Consider the following 19,372-nt stretch of genomic DNA (forward strand, 5'->3'; position numbering starts at 1 on the left):
GTGCCACCCGCCGACGCCTGCCGTACCAACGTTTGATAAATATCAGCCCATGCCTCTCATTCCCGAGGAGCCTCAGATTCACGAGAGTGCCCAGGGTCCCCGCGTCACTCCGGCCAGTGGCCGCACCGCGCCGACCCCTCGTCCCGTACCCGGTCCCCGTCCCGCGGCCCCGCCGCGGCCCGGTCGTCCTGGTCCGCACCGGCCCACTCCGCCGGTGCAACGTACGTCGCGCGACACGGCCGCGGCCAAGCCCGGACCTTCGGGCCCGGCGGCTCCCGCGTCCCCCGTCGCCGCTTCGGCGACCCCGCAGATCCAGCTGATCCCCGCCTCGGTCGACGGCGCTCTCGACGCCGCCGAAGAGGCCGTGGACCTGCTGCTCGAGTCGGGGCGCGCTCCTGGCGACGTACTCGTCATCACCACCGGCGAGCAGCACCCGTGGGCCGACCACGAGCTGTCCTTCGGTGAAGCCTCCTACTGGGCGCAGCACGACGCGGGCGACGACGTCTTCTACGCCGACGCATCGGTCGCCTCGCGCGCGACCTCGCGTCCCGTGGTCGTGGTCGCCGTCAACGGTGGTCCCGCCGCTGCCGCCGCCACCGCCCTCCCGTTGGCCCATGCCCGGGCCGGCGCCCTGCTGATCGTCTGCGGCGACCCGCAGCAGATCAACTCGGTACTGGGCGCGGGCGTCTGAGCCCCCCGGTACCTCCGGGGGGACACCCAGGCGGCCGGGGCGCCGTTGCGGTGGCATCAGCACGGCGGACGCTTCCGCGTGCGCGCACGACCTCAGCGAGGGACGCCGAGTGGGTGTCTCCGTCCGCCTTCGCGGCCGCCGCAGCGCGGTCGAGTCGGTCGCTCACGGGGGGTACGGTCACGCAGGCATGCGCAAAGCCGACCGATCGAGTTGCTCGGTCGGGTGCGCCCGTGACGGACGGACGGCCGAGTTCCGCCCTGGCGCGGCGGGTTTGAGTCGGCGCGGGCGGCCGGGTGCGCCGGCGAGCAGTCGTACGGAGCACGGCCGGGCGTGAGCGACGTGTGTGCGCGGTCATGGTCGTGCGGGCCGCGCAGGCGTACGAGAGAAGGTGTGCCGTCCGGGCCGCGCGGCCCGGCGATGCGATCAGCGGGCGGCGGCGCGGCGCAGGACCTCCGAGGCGGCACCGCCGGTGCGGGGCAGCGGAAGCGGCGCCTCGGACATGCCGAAAGGTTCCGGCGAGGAGTCCGCGCTCGGACGGCGACCGCCGCGCCCCTCTCCGAGCACCTGCCAGCCGTCCCGGGTCAGCGTGATGTACGCCCCGCAGCGCAGCCCGTGCAGTGTGCACGCGTCACGCAGACCCCACATCCACGCGCCGTCCTCCTCCGTCCAACGGGAGTCGCCTTCGCGGCAGTAGAGCAGCACCGCGGTGCGCACCGGGGTGCGGAGGCGGAGGTCGTGCGGGATGACCCGGCGCAATTGGGCGAGCAGGGCGTTGCGGAACATCCAGCCGTCGGCGGGGGCCGGGCGGCGGACGAACGAGGCGCTCGCCCGCAGCCGTTCGTCCGGATCGAGCACGGCCACGATCGCGGTCGCGGGTGTGGGGCGGTGCCGGGAATGCAGACCGCTGACGACCTCGCGGGGATTGCGCAGCAGCGGGATTCCCGCAGCGGCCCACTCCGCCGGTTCGAGCATGCGGACAAGGGGGTTGACGGAAGCGGCGGACAGGTCGGCAGACGTCGACGTGGATGCCGCGGAGGACGGAGCGAATCCGAAGGTCACGGTCCTCCCTTCGGCTACGTGCCCACACTGCGGGCGAGGTCGGATTCGGGGGAGCGCGCACCGCAGCAGAGCCCTACCGGACCACGGGTGAGCCGTGCGGGGAGCGGAGTTCAATTCTTGCTGTCGAACTTGGATGCGGCAACGAGCAATTGGGGCCACTGACCGATATCTGACGGTCTGTGGTTTATATCCCTACCCAGTGGGCGATGTTGCGACGCATGAGGTGACCGTTCACCTCGCGTTCGTACACCGTTGGGGCATAGGCCGTCCATAGAGGGTGCAGATTGGCGGAGTGGACCAGGCTTGTCGTGCCCGGGCGCAGTTGACGGCGGTCAGCCCTGGACGGCCAGAACGAGCGGCAGCACCCCCTCCGCACCGGCGCGGAGGAGCAGGCGGGCCGCGATCGCCAGGGTCCAGCCGGTCTCGGTGAAGTCGTCGACCAGCAGCACCGGGCCGCCGGCCTCGACGAGGGCGGAGGCCAGAGCCGACGGCACGGTCAGCGCGCCGTCGAGTGCCTTCAGACGCTGCGCGCTGTTGCTGCGGGGAACGCGGGTCGCGTCCTGTGTGTACTCCACCGAACCCAGCAGCGGCAGTCTGCCGACCTCCGAGATGCGGGCGGCCAACGAACCGATCAGCTGGGGCCGGCTGCGAGAAGGGACGGTGACCACACCGACCGGACGCGGCTGCGCGTCCTCCACCCCTGGCGCCCAGCCGCCGGGGCCCCTGGCCCAGTCGGCAAGCACGCCCACGACAGCCTTCGCCACGTCGTCCGGCACAGGACCGTCCGGAGCCTCGGAAGCGAACATCGGGCGCAGCCGGTTGCCCCAGCCGATGTCCGACAGACGGCCCAACGCCCTTCCGACGGTGGCCTGTTCACCGGCCGGAATGCGCCCCTTGAGGTCGACGCCGATCGCCGGCAGCCCGGTCGGCCACATGCGACGCGGCTCCACCTCCACGCCCGCCCGGCCCAGATCGTCCCGCGCCGCGTCCAGGGCGGCCGTAGACGTGCCGGCCGTGAACCGTGCTCCCGCGCAGTTGTCGCAGCGGCCGCAGGGCTTGGCGCCCTCGTCGTCCAACTGGCGTTGCAGGAACTCCATGCGGCAGTCCGCCGTCGACGCGTAGTCGCGCATCGCCTGCTGCTCGGCCGCACGCTGCCGGGCGACCCACGCGTAGCGATCGGCGTCGTACGTCCAGGGGCTGCCGGTCGCGATCCAGCCGCCCTTGACGCGCTTGACCGCACCGTCGACGTCGAGCACCTTGAGCATGCTTTCCAGGCGGGAGCGGCGCAGCTCCACCAGGGGTTCCAGGGCGGGCAGGGAGAGCGGCCTGTCCGCGCGCGCGAGGACGTCGAGCGTGCGGCGCACGAGGTCCTCCGACGGGAAGGCCAGCGACGCGAAGTACTCCCAGATCGCCTCGTCCTCCTTGCCCGGGAGCAACAGCACCTCGGCGTGCTCGACACCGCGTCCGGCGCGGCCCACCTGCTGGTAGTAGGCGATGGGGGAGGAGGGCGAGCCGAGGTGCACCACGAATCCGAGATCCGGCTTGTCGAAGCCCATGCCGAGCGCGGAGGTGGCGACCAGGGCCTTCACCCGGTTGGCGAGGAGGTCGTCCTCGGCCTGAAGCCGGTCGGCGTTCTCCGTCTTGCCGGTGTACGAGGCGACGGAGTGCCCGCGATGCCGGAGAAAGGCGGTGACCTCCTCGGCGGCGGCCACGGTGAGCGTGTAGATGATTCCGGAACCCGGCAGCTCGTCCAGGTGATCGGCGAGCCAGGCCATCCGGTGCGCGGCGTCCGGCAGCCGCAGAACCCCCAGGGTCAGGCTCTCCCGGTCCAGCGGACCGCGCAGTACCAGGGCGTCCGACGTGCCCCCGGTGCCGAGCTGCTCCGCGACATCGGCGGTCACCCGGGCGTTGGCGGTCGCTGTGGTCGCCAGTACGGGAACCCCCGGCGGGAGGTCGCCCAACATGGTGCGCAGCCGTCGGTAGTCGGGGCGGAAGTCGTGGCCCCAGTCGGAGATGCAGTGCGCCTCGTCGACCACGAGCAGCCCGGTCGCGGCGGCGAGCTTGGGCAGCACCTGGTCCCGGAAGTCCGGGTTGTTGAGCCGCTCCGGGCTGACGAGCAGCACGTCGACCTCGCCCGCCGCGATCTCGTCCTGAACCGTCTCCCACTCCTCTGTGTTCGAGGAGTTGATGGTCCGTGCATGGATTCCGGCCCGGGCCGCGGCCTCGACCTGGTTGCGCATGAGCGCGAGCAGCGGGGAGACGATCACCGTCGGCCCGCTGCCCCTGGCACGCAGCAGCGAGGTCGCCACGAAGTACACCGCGGACTTGCCCCACCCCGTGCGCTGCACGACCAGCGCCCGGCGTCTGTCGGCGACCAGCGCCTCGATCGCCCGCCACTGGTCCTCACGCAGCCGGGCCGCGCCGGTGGTGTCCCCGACAAGTCGGGCGAGGACCGCGTCGGCGGCCGTCCGCAGTTCCGCGTTGCTCATGTGCTCCATGCGTTCCATCCAACAGGACGCCACTGACAATCCGGACCAGGGCGGGGTGCCACGTTGCCGGGGCGACGATCGGCGTTGAGGTGTCCCTGTTCAGGGTTATCCACAGGGCAAAGCGGAACCTCGTGATCCGCGAGATCGTCTGCGCATGACGAATCACAGCGAAAGCACTGGATCCCCCGAAAACGGCAGCGCGAAAAACGGCAGCGCCGAAAACGTCAGGACCGCCGGGCAGGCCGGCCCGACCGCATACGACAGCCACGGCCCCGAACACCAGGTCACGCTCCGCACCCCGGCCGAACTGGCCGACGCCATGCCGTACCTGCTCGGCTACCGCCCCGAGGACAGCATCGTCCTCGTGGCCCTGCACGACAGGGACGGCCAGGGCCGGTTCGGCGGCCGCGCCCGGCTCGGCATTCCCGCGAACCCGGACGACTGGCCATCCGTCGCGAGGCAGCTGGCCCATGGCCTGGTCACCGGGAGTGAGCGCCGAGGAGCCCGACCCGAGCAGATGGTCGCCTACCTCTGCCAGGAACCCGCGCAGGGAGAGTCCGGCCGCCAGGTCATGGAGCGACTGCGCCCGCTGGCCCAGAAGCTCCGCATCGAGTGCGGTCAGCTGGACGTGCCGGTGATCGAGGCGCTGTGCGTCTCGGACGGCCGCTTCTGGTCGTACTGCTGCAGCAACGAGGTCTGCTGTCCCGCCGACGGCCTGCCGATGGGGATGCCCGGCACCTCCGTCCTGGCCGCCGCGGCCACCTACGCCGGCCTTCAGGTGCGCGGCACCTTGCGCGAGCTGAGGGCCAGGTTGCAGCCGTGGGAGACCGCGGCCGCTCTGGAGCAGGAGATCGCCCTGGACACCGCGAGCATGGCCGTGGTCCCGCGGATCCTCGACGACGCCAACCGTGCGGACATGGCCGAGGAGACGCTCGAGCTCGCCGAGCGGGTCATGCGCCGCCTGGCCGAGGCCGCGCCGGTGACCGGCGCCCTCGCGGCGGACGTCCGCGACGACCTGCTCCTCGGGTACGACGAGGCCGCGACGCTGATCCTCGGCCTGCAGGACCGCGCCACCCGAGACCGGGCGGCCGAGTGGATGGAGGGCGACGACGCCGCTCCCGCGCTGCGCCTCTGGAGGGCTCTCGCCCGCCGGTGCGTCGGACCCTACGGAGAGCACGCCGCGGCGCCGCTGACCCTGGCGGGTTGGGTCGCCTGGTCGTCCGGAGACGACCTCGAGGCCCGGGAGGCCCTCGCCATGGCACTCGGCGCGGATCCGGACTATCTCTTCGCCCGCCTGCTGCACCAGGCCTGCAACGAGAACCTGGACCCGGAGTCGATCCGGCGCTGCCTGCGCGCGGAACGCCGGGATCGCGTCCGGGGGTCGGTCCGGCAGGCCGCGGGTGAGGAGGCTGCCGTTGTGTCCACGGCGGCCGAGCCTGCTGAGCCGGGCCCGACGCCGGAGAAGAGCGGGCGATCGCGACGCGGCTCCCGTCCAGGCGCCACGGTCGGCGGACGGACCCGTGCGGCACGGGCGGCCGACGGTGCGAAGAGCACCGTGGGCCTCCCCCGGTCACGGACGTCGACGGCCGAGGGGACGCGTCCGGGAGCCGGACGAAAGGGCAGCATGCGCCCGAGTCCCTCCGGGAAACAGTCCACGCGCCACCGTGACAACCGCCCCAGCAGCGCCCGCTTGGGAGGCGACGGTACCGAGGGGGAGGTGTGAGCAACGGCCGGGAGGGCTTCAGGGACTGCCGTCGGGATGACGACAGTGGGCGAGCGGTAGTTGTGGAGCGCCGACCGCGACCGGTGGTCGGGAGCGGTCGGCGCTCTCACCGCCATTACGTCGGCGTGGCCGATCGTGGGCGTGACCCGGAGGAGTCCCGCCGCGTTCACCTGAGTGGCGGAGCGCCCGCACGGGCCGAGCCGTCGTCCCCCACACGTCCGTCCGGATCCCCCCACCCGGCGCCGCACACGCCCGAGGTGCACCGAGCGCAGAAGAAGCCACCGCATGCATCAGCCGACCTCGCTCTCCGAGCCCTCCGAGCCTTCCGCCGACTGTTCCGCCAGTGGCCGATGGGAGCCGCCCTCCCGGCAGGGAGCCGATCCGCCGGCGCCCGCGGTTCTCGCGGACCGCGCCGATCAAGAAGCAGCCGGCGCCGCACCGCGTATTTCTTCGCACCCAGGGATCGACGTGTCCCTGTCCGTGCCCGTCGATCAGGAGGGGAGAGTGCCCGTCCTCCCGAGCCAGGAAGGGCTTTCGACTGCGTTCACGGCAGGGCCTTGGCCCGCGGCGAACGGCCAAGAGGTGCCCCGGGCTGGTTCCCCTGGACAAGGGTTTGGCCCGCCTACGCCAACCGTTGCGGCCCCGTCGCTGGGTCGGAACGGGTCCGCCGAAGGAGCGGCCCCGCGCAGTCGAAGCAGCGGCGGGCCCGCGGAGCCGGCAACGAACACCTCACGACCGTTGCACCAGCCCTGGGTGACTGGCAGGACACCCGACCGGCATCAGACACCCGGCGCGGGACGGACCACGCCCGCGCCGGTCGCCCAGCCTCGCCCCGCGCCCACCTTCCCGCCTGGCGGACCCGCCCCGCAGCCCCGCGGCACCCTGGGCCCGACTCGTCGTCCTGCCGAGTTACCGCCAACCCATACCGTCATGATCTGTGTCGCCCTCCCCGGCCTTGCCATCTCCTCAGAACAGGGGCAGATGACCGGTCAGGGACTGGACAGGTTCTACTGCGCGGGCAGACGCCTGCTCTCCCGCTGTCAGGTCCGCGTGGCCGGGCGAGAACCGCTGGCGTTGCAGGCCCGGATGACGGCGGCCGACCGGGCCCGCTTCGTGGGCGCCGTGCACGTCTCCCCGCACTCCGGTCCGGACCCGGACCTCGTGGTGGAACGCGTCCGCCACGCGGACGGCACGGAGCGGATCACGCTGCACAACGCGGCCCCACGCGCCCTGCGCCTCCCGGTCGAGGTGTCCCTGGGGACGGACCTGGCGGACCTGGGCGCGATCGCATCCGGCAGAGCGGGGGCCGAACTACCGGCCACCGTCCACGATTCGGGGCTGCGCTGGTCCAGCGTCGGCGGCAACTCGTCGGTCACGGCGGATCCACCGCCCGCGGACGCGCTGGCCTCGGCAGGGCTGCTGCGCTGGGAGTTGGATCTGCCTCCCGGCGGCAGCACCAGCGTGGAGCTGAGAGTACGGCCCGACAGAGTGGGGGCCGTCCGAGCCGTTGGCCGTACCGCGGCCGACCCCTTCGCTGTCCCGCGGGCGTCGGGCGACGATCCCAGGCTCCAGCCGCTCCTGCGGACCAGCGTCGAGGACCTCCAGGCTCTGCTCCTGCGCGACCCCGCCCGCCCTTCCGACACCCACCTCGCGGCCGGCGCTCCCTGGCGCTGTGGATCGGCCCCCGCCGAAGCGCTCGCCGCGGCAAGGATGACGCTGGCGCTCGGCACCCGGCTCGCCACGGGCACGCTGCGTACCCTGGCCCGCACCCAACTCACCGGCCCAGGGCGGCAGTCCGGCCTGATTCCGGGACCACGACGGGACGCGGGACCCCATCTGCCACCGGGCTGCACGGCCATGGAGGCCACGCTGCTCTACCCGGTGCTCCTCGCGGAGGCCCGCCGCTGGGGGCTCCCAGAACAGGAGACGGAAGAACTGCTGCCGACGGCCGAACGCTGTCTGACCTGGCTGCGGACGACCATCGGTGACGGTACCTACCTGAACGACCCCGACCCCGGTGGCCCCGCCCGCTGCGAGACACAGGCCCACGCGCACCGGGCGGCACTGCTCGGTGCCGATCTGCTCGACGTCTGCGGCCGGCCTGGTGGGGAGGGACTGCGGCAGTGGGCGCGGGCGCTGCGGACGGCGTTCCGGCAGGAGTTCTGGATCGACGATCGCGGCGGAGGCCGACCCGCGGCCGCGAGACTTCCGGACGGCAGCCCGGTGCGGCACCTGGGCGCGGCCGCCGTCCATCTGCTCGACACCGGCCTGCTCGGCGGGGGCGAACAGGCACCGGGCCTGCTCGACAAGGTGCGGACGGAACAACTCGCCAGGCTGCTCGGTGGCCCCGCCCTGGACTCCGGTTGGGGACTGAGGAGTCTGGGCACGAACGAACCGGGTCACAACCCGTTCGGGCACCGGAGCGGGACCGTGCGGGTGCACGAAACGGCCGTGGCCGTAGCGGGCCTCGCCGCCGCGGGCTACGAGCAGGAGGCGGGTTCGCTGTTGCGTGGCGTTCTTGCGGCGGCCGAGGCCTTCGGCCACCGGCTGCCCGAGATGTACGCGGGGGAGCAGCGCACCGAGGCGAGCGCCCCGCTCCCGCACCCGGCGGCCTGTCGGCCGGCCGCCACCGCCGCGGCCGCCGGCGTGCTCCTGCTGACCACGCTCGCCGGGATCCGCCCCGATGCCCCCGCCCGCTCGGTCACGCTCCGCCCCCTGCGCAGCGCGCCCCTGGGCGAGATCGTCCTGACCGGCCTACGGGTGGCCGGCGCCCCCTTCTCCGTGCGGGTGAGCAGGCTCGGACCCGCCATGGTCGAGGAGGCGGCCGAAGGGCTGTCACTGGGAGTGTGACCTCGCACGACGCACCACCGCACAACACCAGGGAGGAGACGGTGCGGCTCAGACCGGACCGAAGTGACCGAAGTCGATCAACCATCGAGGCGGCCGACGAATGGAGTGTTTATCGTCAGGCAGACGACTATGATCGCCGCATGCCCTACGACCCGTCAGCCTTTCCGCCCTTCGCCGTCACCGTGGACCTGGTCGTGCTGACCGTGCGCCGCCATGCCCTGTGCGCGCTGGCGGTACGCAGGGGCGAACCGCCCTTCCAGGGCCGTTGGGCGCTTCCCGGTGGGTTCGTAAGGGCCGACGAGGACCTGGCGCAGGCGGCGGCGCGCGAGCTCGCGGAGGAGACCGGACTGCGCGCCCATGACCCGTCCGTCCCCGCCCACGACAACGGTGCACACCTCGAACAACTCGCGACCTACGGCGACCCGAAGCGGGACCCCCGGATGCGGGTCGTCAGCGTCGCCCACCTCGCCCTCGCCCCCGACCTGCCGGCACCCCGAGCGGGCGGCGACGCCAGCAACGCACGCTGGGCACCGGTCGACGAGCTGCTGCAGCAGGGCGGTTACGGCCGGGACGGCGAACCGGTGGCGCCGCTCGCCTTCGACCACGCCCAGATCCTCTCCGACGGCGTGGAGCGCGCCCGCTCCAAGATCGAGTACTCGTCCCTCGCCACGGCGTTCTGTCCCACCGAGTTCACGGTCGGCGAGCTCCGCCGGGTCTACGAGGCGGTGTGGGGCGTGGCGCTCGATCCACGCAACTTCCATCGCAAGGTGACGGGCACCCCGGGATTCCTCGTGCCCACCGGCGGCACGACCACGCGCCAGGGCGGCCGCCCGGCACAGCTCTTCCGTGCCGGTGGCGCCACTCTGCTCAACCCCCCGATGCTGCGCCCCGAAGTGTGACGGCACGCTTCACGGAGCACGGTGGAACCGGGTCCGGGAGCTAACGGCGAGCAAGTTCCGGAAATGTGGGGCGACGGTCCGCGAACTGGCCCTGCACTGTCCGAAAAAACGGACATAGCGCGCTATCTTGCTACGGGTGATCCAGGCCTTCGGACTGACCAGCAATCCCCGCAAGGACCTCCCACCCGCCGTCGACGACGTCTCCTTCGACGCGCGAGCGGGCCACGTCACCGCGCTGCTCGGCGCAGCCGGAGCGGGCAAGACCACGGCACTCAGACTCATGCTCGAACTGCAACAGGGCCGTGGCATCACCTACTTCAGAGGCCGTCCCCTGCACCGCATCGCCCACCCCTCACGCGAGGTCGGCGTGCTCCTCGGAGACGTGCCAGGACACCCGGCGCGCACAGTCCGCGGCCATCTGCGCATGCTGTGCGCCGCCGCCGGAGTCCCCGTCCGCCGCGCCGACGAGGTCCTCGAAGTGGTCGGCCTCGTCAGCCTGCGCGACGAACGCCTCGGCACCCTCTCGCGCGGCATGGACCGCCGGCTCGGCCTCGCCTGTGCCCTGCTCCCCGACCCCCACACGCTGGTCCTCGACGACCCCGCCGACGGCCTCTCCGCGCGTGAGACCCGTTGGCTGCACAGCATGCTGCGCGCGCACGCCACGCAGGGCGGCACGGTCCTGCTCACCGTGGCCGACCCCAAGGAGGCCGCCCGCAACGCCGACCGGGTCGTCACCCTGGAGCAGGGCAGACTCGTCGCCGACCAGGACGCCGCCGAGTTCGCCCGGACCCGGTTGCGCCCCCGCGTCGCCGTCCGCAGCCCGTACGCCGCGCGCCTGGCCGCTCTCCTCACGAAGGAGGCCCGCGCCGCCCAGCGCTCGGTCGAGGTCGTTCGCGAGGGCGGCAACCGCCTGTCCGTGTACGGCAGTAGCTGCGCCGACATCGGCGAGACCGCCTTCCGCCACGGCATTCTCGTCCACCAACTCGCCGACGAGGTGGGTGACATGGGTCCGGGAGCCGGAGACGTTCCCCGCACCGCGCCGCCGGCTGAGGCAGTGCGGCTCGGCGAGGCGAAGGTCGGTCGGCCCGATGCCGGTGAGGTCGTTCAGACGCGCGACGAGCCGCATGCGACGGGCCGGGACTGGCATGCGGAGGTTGGTCCGGTTCTTCAGCAGCGCGACGACGCGAGTGCAGCGGGCGGGAACGGCCATGTCGATGCCGGCCAAGTTCCTGCGGCGCGGGACGACTCGACTGCGGCAGGTGGGGACCGGCATGCCGACGTCAGCCAGGTTCCTCAGACGCGGGACGACTCGCGTGCGGCGGCCAGGGATCGTGATGCCCACGCTGTTCAGGATCCTTGGACGCCGTACGTCACGGACTCGGCAGGCTCCGACCGGCGCCCCGAAGCCGCCGCGCCCGCCGCGACTGCGACCCCCGCGCACCCCCGTCCGGCATCGACCGCGCCTGTGCCCACGCAAAATTCTCGCCCCGCCGAAGCTCGCTCCGCCGACCCCCTCTCCCCCCTCCCGCCCCCCATCTCCGTCCACCCCGCACCCAGCCCCCTCCGCCCCCTGCGCTACGAGATCCGTCGTGCCGCCGGGATCGGCACGGGGTTCCTGGTCGCCGGGGCCGTACTGCTCGCGTCGGCCCTCACCGCCGTACTCACCGCGAGGATCGGGCACACACCGCAGGCGCGGCTGCTGGCGGCGTGGCCGTGGGAGCTGCCGTTGCCGCCTGCCGCGCTCGGGGCGGGGCTGCTCGGCGCGCTGGCCTTCGGCGACGAGTTCCGCCATCCCGCGCTGGCGGCGGACCGGGGAACCGTGCCCCGCCGGCTGGGGCTGCTCGTCGCGAAGCTCCTCGTCGCCACGGCCACCGCGCTGACCCTGGCCATCCTCACGGTCGGCTGCGACGCCGAGGTGCTCTACGTCGTCTACGGACGGGAGCTCACGGAAGTTCCCGGCGACTGGCCGGCGCTCGGAGCGAGCTGGACCGGGCTCGTCGTCGGGTGTGCGTGGGCCGGAGTGCTGGCGGCCGGTGTGTTCCGGTCCACCACCGCGGGACTCGCGGCCGTGCTCGCCGTGCCGGTCGTCGTCGTACCCCTCGTACAAAAGGCCTTGGCGGGATCGTCCGTGCGGACCGCGGCCGGGCTTCCGCTGCGGTTGCGCGAGACACTTCTGCTGCAGTGGCCCTTCGGGGGAGAGCGCTATCTGTCCGCTGTCGCGCGCATGATCGCCCAACCCGTGGGTGGGGCAATGACGTTGTCGCTGACCGCGCTGCTCTGCGCGTATGTGCTCACGACCCTGCGCGGCAGGGTCCGGTGACGTCCGTCCGCACACTTTCGCCCCACCCTGTGCGCAACTCCCCTCGGAAAGCCCAAATCTTTCCGATAAGGCGTCAATTGCGACGGGGTGAGCGATCACCCTTTCGTGTGCTTTTCACCAAAGACCTCAAGGGAGTTGAGGACAGCGCCGACAAAGGATCCGTGAGTACCCTTGCGCACACCATGATGACCGCCGCCCGCTCCGCAGACTCCGGCCTCGTCGGCCCGGGCGAACTCGACCGCTACCCCTACGCCGAGGCGCACGTCGCCGACCGCGTCGGAGTCCCCGCCTGGGAGAGCGCCGACCCGGAGCTGGGCCGCGTGGGCCGGCGCGCCACGGGCAGCCGCGGACGCGGGCTGCACGGCCAACTCGTCCAGCAGCTCGGGCAGATGATCGTCTCCGGTGACCTGGGCGCGGACCGCCCGCTGGTGCCCGAGGAGATCGGCCAGCGCTTCGAGGTCTCCCGCACCGTCGTCCGTGAGTCGCTCCGCGTCCTGGAGGCCAAGGGCCTGGTCAGCGCCCGTCCGAACGTCGGCACGCGCGTGCGTCCGGTCAGCGACTGGAATCTCCTGGACCCGGACATCATCGAGTGGCGGGCCTTCGGGCCGCAGCGCGACGACCAGCGGCGCGAGCTGAGCGAACTGCGCTGGACCATCGAGCCGCTCGCGGCCCGCCTCGCCGCCGGGCACGGGCGCGAGGACGTCCAGCAGCGCCTCGCGGACATGGTCGAGATCATGGGCCACGCCATGGGGCAGGGTGACGCGCTCACCTTCTCCCGCGCCGACGCCGAGTTCCACTCCCTGCTCATCCAGGTCGCGGGAAACCGCATGCTGGAGCACCTCTCCGGGATCGTGTCGGCCGCCCTCCAGGTTTCCGGCAGCCCCGTCACGGGCTGCGACCGGCCCAACGAGACGTCGCTGGCGCACCACGCCAGGATCGCCGACGCCCTGGCGGCCGGCGACGGCGCGGCGGCCGAGGCGGCCATGCGCCAACTGCTCACCGTCCACCCCGAGGTGGAGCGCGTGGTGCCGGCGCCGCGCGAGCACTGACCCCGCACCACGAGTGGCGCGGACGGGTACGCCTCCCCCTCCTGGGGCGTCGCCCGGCCGGCTGCTCCCGTCGGACCCCGCATCATCTCCTGGATCATGCGGGGTCCGACGGTGCGAGGGACTCGTGGCGCCGGGGCGCCTTGGTCTGAGCCATGTGTGATCTCGTATGCCCGTGTCTGACCGTTTTTGAATGCTTACGGGGTGTGACTCGGGCCACGCGGATTGGGCGTAACGCTTGTGGGAACACTGCGATGACCTAAGAGGTGACTGCCGAGGAGGGAATACGGACGCCGTTCACGGCGCTGTGCATCTTCCCGGCCCCCGCCCGCGCCGTCGGCCCGATCCCCAAGGCCGGTGGTCGGCTCCTGTCCGTCCCGGACGGGGCCGGAAGCCGTTTTCCAACGTTCCGAGAGGTTGTTCGTGTCGGCCAGCACATCCCGTACGCTCCCGCCGGAGATCGCCGAGTCCGTCTCTGTCATGGCTCTTATCGAGCGGGGAAAGGCTGAGGGGCAGATCGCCGGCGACGATGTGCGTCGGGCCTTCGAAGCTGACCAGATTCCGGCCACTCAGTGGAAGAACGTACTGCGCAGCCTCAACCAGATCCTCGAGGAAGAGGGTGTGACGCTGATGGTCAGTGCCGCGGAGCCCAAGCGCACCCGAAAGAGCGTCGCAGCGAAGAGTCCGGCCAAGCGCACCGCCACCAAGACCGTCGCGGCGAAGACGGTGACCACGAAGAAGGCGACCGCCACCGCCACCCCGGCGGCCCCCGCTGTCGACACGCCGCCGGTCGAGGACGACGCGCCGAAGGCCGCTGCCGAGAAGAAGCCGGTCGCCAAGAAGGCCACGGCGGCCGCGAAGAAGACCGTCGCCAAGAAGACGGCGGTCAAGAAGACCACCGCCAAGAAGGACGACGCCGAGGTCCTCGAGGAAGAGGTGCTCGAGGAGACCCCCAAGGCCGGCGACGAGCCCGAGGGCGCCGAGAGCGCGGGCTTCGTGCTGTCCGACGAGGACGAGGACGACGCGCCCGCGCAGCAGGTCGCGGCCGCCGGTGCCACCGCCGACCCGGTCAAGGACTACCTCAAGCAGATCGGCAAGGTCCCCCTGCTCAACGCCGAGCAGGAAGTCGAGCTGGCCAAACGCATCGAGGCGGGCCTGTTCGCCGAGGACAAGCTGGCCAACGCGGACAAGCTCGCGCCCAAGCTCAAGCGCGAGCTGGAGATCATCGCCGAGGACGGCCGTCGTGCCAAGAACCACCTCTTGGAGGCCAACCTCCGTCTGGTGGTCTCGCTGGCCAAGCGCTACACCGGCCGCGGCATGCTCTTCCTGGACCTCATCCAGGAGGGCAACCTCGGTCTGATCCGCGCGGTCGAGAAGTTCGACTACACCAAGGGCTACAAGTTCTCCACGTACGCCACCTGGTGGATCCGTCAGGCGATCACCCGCGCCATGGCCGACCAGGCCCGCACCATCCGTATCCCGGTGCACATGGTCGAGGTCATCAACAAGCTCGCGCGCGTGCAGCGCCAGATGCTCCAGGACCTGGGCCGCGAGCCCACCCCGGAGGAGCTGGCCAAGGAACTCGACATGACCCCGGAGAAGGTCATCGAGGTCCAGAAGTACGGCCGCGAGCCCATCTCCCTGCACACCCCGCTGGGCGAGGACGGCGACAGCGAGTTCGGTGACCTCATCGAGGACTCCGAGGCCGTCGTCCCGGCCGACGCGGTCAGCTTCACGCTCCTGCAGGAGCAGCTGCACTCCGTTCTGGACACGCTGTCCGAGCGCGAGGCGGGCGTCGTCTCCATGCGTTTCGGTCTCACCGACGGTCAGCCGAAGACCCTCGACGAGATCGGCAAGGTGTACGGCGTCACGCGCGAGCGCATCCGTCAGATCGAGTCCAAGACGATGTCGAAGCTGCGTCACCCCTCGCGTTCCCAGGTGCTGCGCGACTACCTGGACTAGATCGCGGACCTACGACACCCAAGGCCCGGTTCCCCTCGGGGAGCCGGGCCTTGTCATGCCGTCGTGTCTGTCGCGCGGGTGCGGGGCGTGGCGCGCTGGATCACTCTGGGTTTCCGATCACCATCCCAGTGTGAGGAGCGCGCATGCGTCGTCCCTTCATCCGGTCACTGGCCCGGCCGCTCGTTCTCGCGGCCGCGGCGACCGCCATACCGCTGCTGTCCGCCGCCCCCGCGCCCGCCGACGTCGTCGTGGGCGGTTTCCCGGTGGACATCTCCCAGAGCCCCTGGACGGTGGCTCTGTCCAGCCGTGACCGGTTCGGAGGTACGCGGGCGGGGCAGTTCTGCGGCGGGGTGGCCATCGGCCGTACGACCGTGCTCACCGCGGCCCACTGCATGGGCGAGAACGTCCTGGGGGCGCCCCCGGACCGGGTGCGCGATCTGAAGGTCATCACGGGCCGTACGGACCTGCTCTCGGACCAGGGCCCGGAGCTCCGGGTGCGTGAGGTCTGGGTGAACCCGGCCTATGACGCCGAGACCAACGCCGGGGACTTCGCCGTGCTCACCCTGGCCGAGCCGCTGCCGCAGGACGCGACCCTCGCGATGGCTGCGGCCGGTGACCCGGCGTACGCGCCCGGCACGAGCGCCACGGTCTACGGGTGGGGCGATCTGACGGGCGGCGGCGACTACGCGCGCACACTGCGCGCCGCACGCGTGCGCGTACTGCCCGACGCCCAGTGCGAGAGGGCGTACCCGGGGAGCGTCGACGGCACCTACGCGGCCGACAGCATGGTGTGCGCCGGGGAGACGGAGGGCGGACGCGACGCCTGTCAGGGGGACAGCGGCGGGCCTCTCGTCGCCCAGGGGAAGCTGATCGGGCTCGTGTCCTGGGGGAGCGGCTGCGGCCGCGCGGGCAGTCCCGGCGTCTACACGCGCGTGTCAGAAGTCGTCCGGGCCCTCAGTCCGGGACGGGCCTCACGAGGGTCCGAGAGGGCTGTGGACGGCAGCTGACGGCGTCTGCCGATTAGACGACGAGCTAGACAGACGAGCGGGCGGCGCGGCCCCTGGAAGCAGGGGCCGCGCCGCCCGTATGCCGGCCTGTGCCGGAGCTGGCTCGTCGTGGACGCGAAGTGTCAGCGCTCTTCTTCGGACGCGGACGCGGGAACGGAGGTCAGCCGCTCCGTCTCGTCCTGTATCTCAGCGGCGATCTTCTTGAGTTCCGGCTCGAACTTGCGCCCGTGGTGGGCGCAGAAGAGCAGTTCTCCGCCGCTGAGCAGGACAACGCGAACGTATGCCTGCGCACCGCAGCGGTCGCAGCGATCGGCGGCCGTCAGCGGGCTCGCGGGGGTCAGAACAGTAGTCACGTCGCCTCTTCTCTAGCTCGACGAGCTGTCGTACCAGGGTCAACATCCAACCAGCCCTAAAACGTTCCCGCCCGGGGCTTCTTCTCGAAAAAATCTTTCGAGTCCGGCTGTCTGTTGCCGGTTGGCGGCGAATGTGCCGTATTGCGTGTCTGTGTGTCGTACGGTTTCGCGCTGTCGTTCGATGTCAGGTCCTCCCGGCTGGCTTGCCGGTTGTTCATGAGGACGTGCCCGGAGCCTAAATGGTTCATGCCTCGAAGGGAACGTGATATGTGCTTCACTCCAACGAGGGATCGAACATGCATGCGACTGTGGACTACCCTGTGTTTCGACGAAGGGTGGCGCTACAACGGCTCTACCAGGCCTCGGTACCCTCTTCACGGCAACAGAGGCCGCGCCCTTACCCAGAAGGGCCTCACCTGAAATTCAGCGAGGAGCGAACCGCGTGACCGCCGAAACGTCCGTGTCGTCCACAGCTCTGCTTGCAGGAGCAGAGCGGGACGGTTCCAACTACACCGCGCGGCACCTGCTCGTCCTCGAGGGGCTCGAGGCCGTACGCAAGCGCCCGGGCATGTACATCGGGTCCACCGACAGCCGCGGCTTGATGCACTGTCTGTGGGAGATCATCGACAACTCCGTGGACGAGGCCCTCGGGGGCTACTGCGACCACATCGAGGTGATCCTCCACGAGGACGCCTCGGTGGAGGTCCGGGACAACGGCCGGGGCATCCCGGTCGACGTCGAGCCCAAGACCGGCCTCTCCGGTGTCGAGGTCGTCATGACCAAGCTGCACGCCGGCGGCAAGTTCGGCGGCGGCTCCTACGCGGCGTCGGGTGGTCTGCACGGCGTCGGCGCCTCCGTGGTGAACGCCCTCTCGGCGCGCCTGGACGTCGAGGTCGACCGCGGCGGCCACACGCACGCGATCAGCTTCCGCCGCGGCGTGCCCGGCGCCTTCGCCGGGGCCGGTCCGGACGCCAAGTTCGAGGCCACCAGTGGCCTGCGCAAGGCCAAGAGGATCCCCAAGACCCGCAGCGGCACGCGCGTGCGTTACTGGGCCGACCGCCAGATCTTCCTCAAGGACGCCAAGCTCTCCCTCGACAACCTCCACCAGCGCGCCCGCCAGACGGCCTTCCTGGTGCCCGGCCTGACCATCGTCGTCCGGGACCAGTTCGGTCTCGGCGAGGGCGGCAGCAAGGGCGAGGAGTCCTTCCGCTTCGACGGCGGTATCAGCGAGTTCTGCGAGTACCTGGCCACCGACAAGCCGGTCTGCGATGTCCTCCGCTTCTCCGGCCAGGGCACCTTCAAGGAGACCGTGCCGGTCCTCGACGAGCACGGTCAGATGACCCCGACCCAGGTCACCCGTGAACTCGACGTCGACGTGGCCATGCGGTGGGGCACGGGATACGACACGACTCTGAAGTCGTTCGTGAACATCATCGCCACCCCCAAGGGCGGCACCCACGTCGCCGGCTTCGAGACGGCCGTCAGCAGCACGCTCAACGAGGTCCTGCGCGCCAAGAAGCTGCTGCGTGTCGCCGAGGACGACATCGTCAAGGACGACGCCCTGGAAGGGCTCACCGCGGTCGTCACCGTCCGGCTGGCCGAGCCCCAGTTCGAGGGCCAGACCAAGGAGGTCCTCGGTACCTCGGCGGCCCGCCGCATCGTGAACACCGTGATCACCAGGGAGCTCAAGGCCTTCCTGACCTCCACGAAGCGGGACGCGGCCGCGCAGGCGCGCGTCGTGATGGAGAAGGTCGTCGCCGCCGCGCGTACGCGCATCGCGGCCCGCCAGCACAAGGACGCGCAGCGCCGCAAGACGGCCCTGGAGTCCTCCTCGCTGCCCGCGAAGCTCGCGGACTGCCGCAGCGACGACGTGGACCGCAGCGAACTGTTCATCGTCGAGGGCGACTCCGCGCTCGGTACCGCCAAGCTCGCCCGGAACTCCGAGTTCCAGGCGCTGCTGCCGATCCGCGGCAAGATCCTCAACGTCCAGAAGTCGTCCGTGACGGACATGCTGAAGAACGCCGAGTGCGGCGCGATCATCCAGGTCATAGGAGCGGGTTCCGGACGGACCTTCGACATCGACGCGGCCCGCTACGGCAAGATCATCATGATGACCGACGCCGACGTCGACGGCTCGCACATCCGGACCCTGCTGCTGACGCTCTTCCACCGCTACATGCGGCCGATGGTCGAGGCGGGGCGGGTCTTCGCCGCGGTGCCGCCGCTGCACCGGATCGAGATCGTGCAGCCGAAGAAGGGGCAGGACAAGTACGTCTACACGTACTCCGACCGTGAGCTGCGCGACAAGCTCCTCGAGCTTCAGAGCAAGGGCATCCGGTACAAGGACTCCATCCAGCGCTACAAGGGTCTCGGTGAAATGGACGCCGACCAGCTGGCCGAGACGACGATGGACCCGCGCCACCGCACCCTGCGCCGGATCAACCTCTCCGACCTGGACTCGGCCGAGCAGGTCTTCGATCTGCTGATGGGCAACGACGTGGCACCGCGCAAGGAGTTCATCTCCAGCTCGGCGGCGACGCTGGACCGCTCCCGCATCGACGCGTAGCCGCTGCGCTCGGCTTGGGGCGGATTGGGCTGGGGGCGATGGGGGATCGGCAGGTCCGGGTTGGGCGAGGGGGATGGCGATCGCCAGGTCGGGTTGGGCGATGGGGGCTCACCACGTCGGGGGGCGCGAGGTGCGATGGAGGTCTGGCTGGCCGGGATCGGGCCAGTGGTGATGGGAGTGCCGGCCAGGCCTGGGCGAGTCGAGGGCCGGTGGCGGGTTTGCCCGGACCGGGGCGGGACAGGTGCGGACGGGCGGGGTGAGGCCCGACGTCTGGTCGGGCCGGGCTGCAGAGGGGCCGATTGAGGGCCCGGTGCACCTGGAGGCGTGGGTGTGTGGGGTACCGGTGGGTCGCTGCGGCAGCCCTGGCAGGGGTGAGGTGGGGCGGACAGTTCTGCAGGTCTGAGTCG

At 71.3% G+C, this 19,372-nt stretch carries 11 protein-coding genes and 1 pseudogene; 9 read left to right on the forward strand and 3 right to left on the reverse strand.

Features of this window, described 5'->3' with window-relative positions; all coding sequences use genetic code 11:
* Nucleotides 1-49: 49 nt before the first annotated feature.
* Entirely contained in the window at nucleotides 50-691 is a 642-nt protein-coding gene (locus tag ABZZ74_RS04120) for a hypothetical protein (RefSeq protein ID WP_356761745.1), read from the forward strand.
* Between the two features lie 423 nt (nucleotides 692-1,114).
* On the opposite strand, the gene ABZZ74_RS04125 is transcribed toward ABZZ74_RS04120, so the two are convergent.
* Together ABZZ74_RS04125 and ABZZ74_RS04130 are read right to left on the reverse strand one after the other, a co-directional pair.
* Complete coding sequence (locus ABZZ74_RS04125; RefSeq protein ID WP_356761747.1) at nucleotides 1,115-1,750, reverse strand: hypothetical protein; 636 nt, start codon at nucleotides 1,748-1,750, stop codon at nucleotides 1,115-1,117.
* A gap of 332 nt (nucleotides 1,751-2,082) precedes the next feature.
* Nucleotides 2,083-4,301, reverse strand: a pseudogene (locus ABZZ74_RS04130) (RecQ family ATP-dependent DNA helicase).
* 92 nt (nucleotides 4,302-4,393) lie between these two features.
* On the opposite strand from ABZZ74_RS04130, the gene ABZZ74_RS04135 reads away from it, so the two are divergent.
* The 7 genes from ABZZ74_RS04135 to ABZZ74_RS04165 all read left to right on the forward strand — a co-directional run bounded on the left by ABZZ74_RS04135 (nucleotide 4,394) and on the right by ABZZ74_RS04165 (nucleotide 16,046).
* Complete coding sequence (locus ABZZ74_RS04135) at nucleotides 4,394-5,962, forward strand: DUF4192 domain-containing protein (RefSeq protein WP_356761749.1); 1,569 nt, start codon at nucleotides 4,394-4,396, stop codon at nucleotides 5,960-5,962.
* Between the two features lie 930 nt (nucleotides 5,963-6,892).
* Nucleotides 6,893-8,812 carry a glycogen debranching N-terminal domain-containing protein gene (locus ABZZ74_RS04140; RefSeq protein WP_356761751.1) on the forward strand — a complete coding sequence of 640 codons (1,920 nt, stop codon included), beginning with the start codon at nucleotides 6,893-6,895 and terminating at the stop codon, nucleotides 8,810-8,812.
* Nucleotides 8,813-8,952: 140 nt separating this feature from the next.
* On the forward strand, nucleotides 8,953-9,711 hold the full coding sequence (locus ABZZ74_RS04145) for an NUDIX hydrolase (protein ID WP_356761753.1): 759 nt from the start codon (nucleotides 8,953-8,955) through the stop codon (nucleotides 9,709-9,711).
* A 136-nt stretch (nucleotides 9,712-9,847) separates the two neighbouring features.
* Nucleotides 9,848-12,031: an ATP-binding cassette domain-containing protein gene (locus ABZZ74_RS04150; protein WP_356761755.1), complete on the forward strand. Its 2,184-nt coding sequence runs from the start codon at nucleotides 9,848-9,850 to the stop codon at nucleotides 12,029-12,031.
* A 161-nt stretch (nucleotides 12,032-12,192) separates the two neighbouring features.
* The gene (locus ABZZ74_RS04155; protein ID WP_133046153.1) at nucleotides 12,193-13,080 is read left to right on the forward strand and encodes an FCD domain-containing protein; all 888 of its coding nucleotides are present in this window, start codon (nucleotides 12,193-12,195) and stop codon (nucleotides 13,078-13,080) included.
* A gap of 420 nt (nucleotides 13,081-13,500) precedes the next feature.
* A complete protein-coding gene (locus ABZZ74_RS04160) occupies nucleotides 13,501-15,039 on the forward strand; it encodes an RNA polymerase sigma factor (protein WP_356761758.1) in 1,539 nt (512 codons plus the stop codon).
* A 143-nt stretch (nucleotides 15,040-15,182) separates the two neighbouring features.
* The gene (locus tag ABZZ74_RS04165) at nucleotides 15,183-16,046 is read left to right on the forward strand and encodes a serine protease (protein WP_356761760.1); all 864 of its coding nucleotides are present in this window, start codon (nucleotides 15,183-15,185) and stop codon (nucleotides 16,044-16,046) included.
* 122 nt (nucleotides 16,047-16,168) lie between these two features.
* Here ABZZ74_RS04165 and ABZZ74_RS04170 read toward each other — a convergent pair whose 3' ends face one another.
* Nucleotides 16,169-16,399, reverse strand: coding sequence for a hypothetical protein (locus ABZZ74_RS04170; RefSeq protein WP_030945102.1), 231 nt, complete (start codon nucleotides 16,397-16,399; stop codon nucleotides 16,169-16,171).
* Between the two features lie 442 nt (nucleotides 16,400-16,841).
* Between ABZZ74_RS04170 and ABZZ74_RS04175 the strand changes: the two genes are divergently transcribed.
* Nucleotides 16,842-18,965: a DNA topoisomerase IV subunit B gene (locus ABZZ74_RS04175; protein ID WP_356761763.1), complete on the forward strand. Its 2,124-nt coding sequence runs from the start codon at nucleotides 16,842-16,844 to the stop codon at nucleotides 18,963-18,965.
* The last annotated feature ends 407 nt before the right edge of the window (nucleotides 18,966-19,372 follow it).

It is taken from the genome of Streptomyces sp. NPDC006476 (assembly GCF_040612015.1).
Taxonomy (GTDB): Bacteria; Actinomycetota; Actinomycetes; order Streptomycetales; family Streptomycetaceae; genus Streptomyces; species Streptomyces griseorubiginosus_B.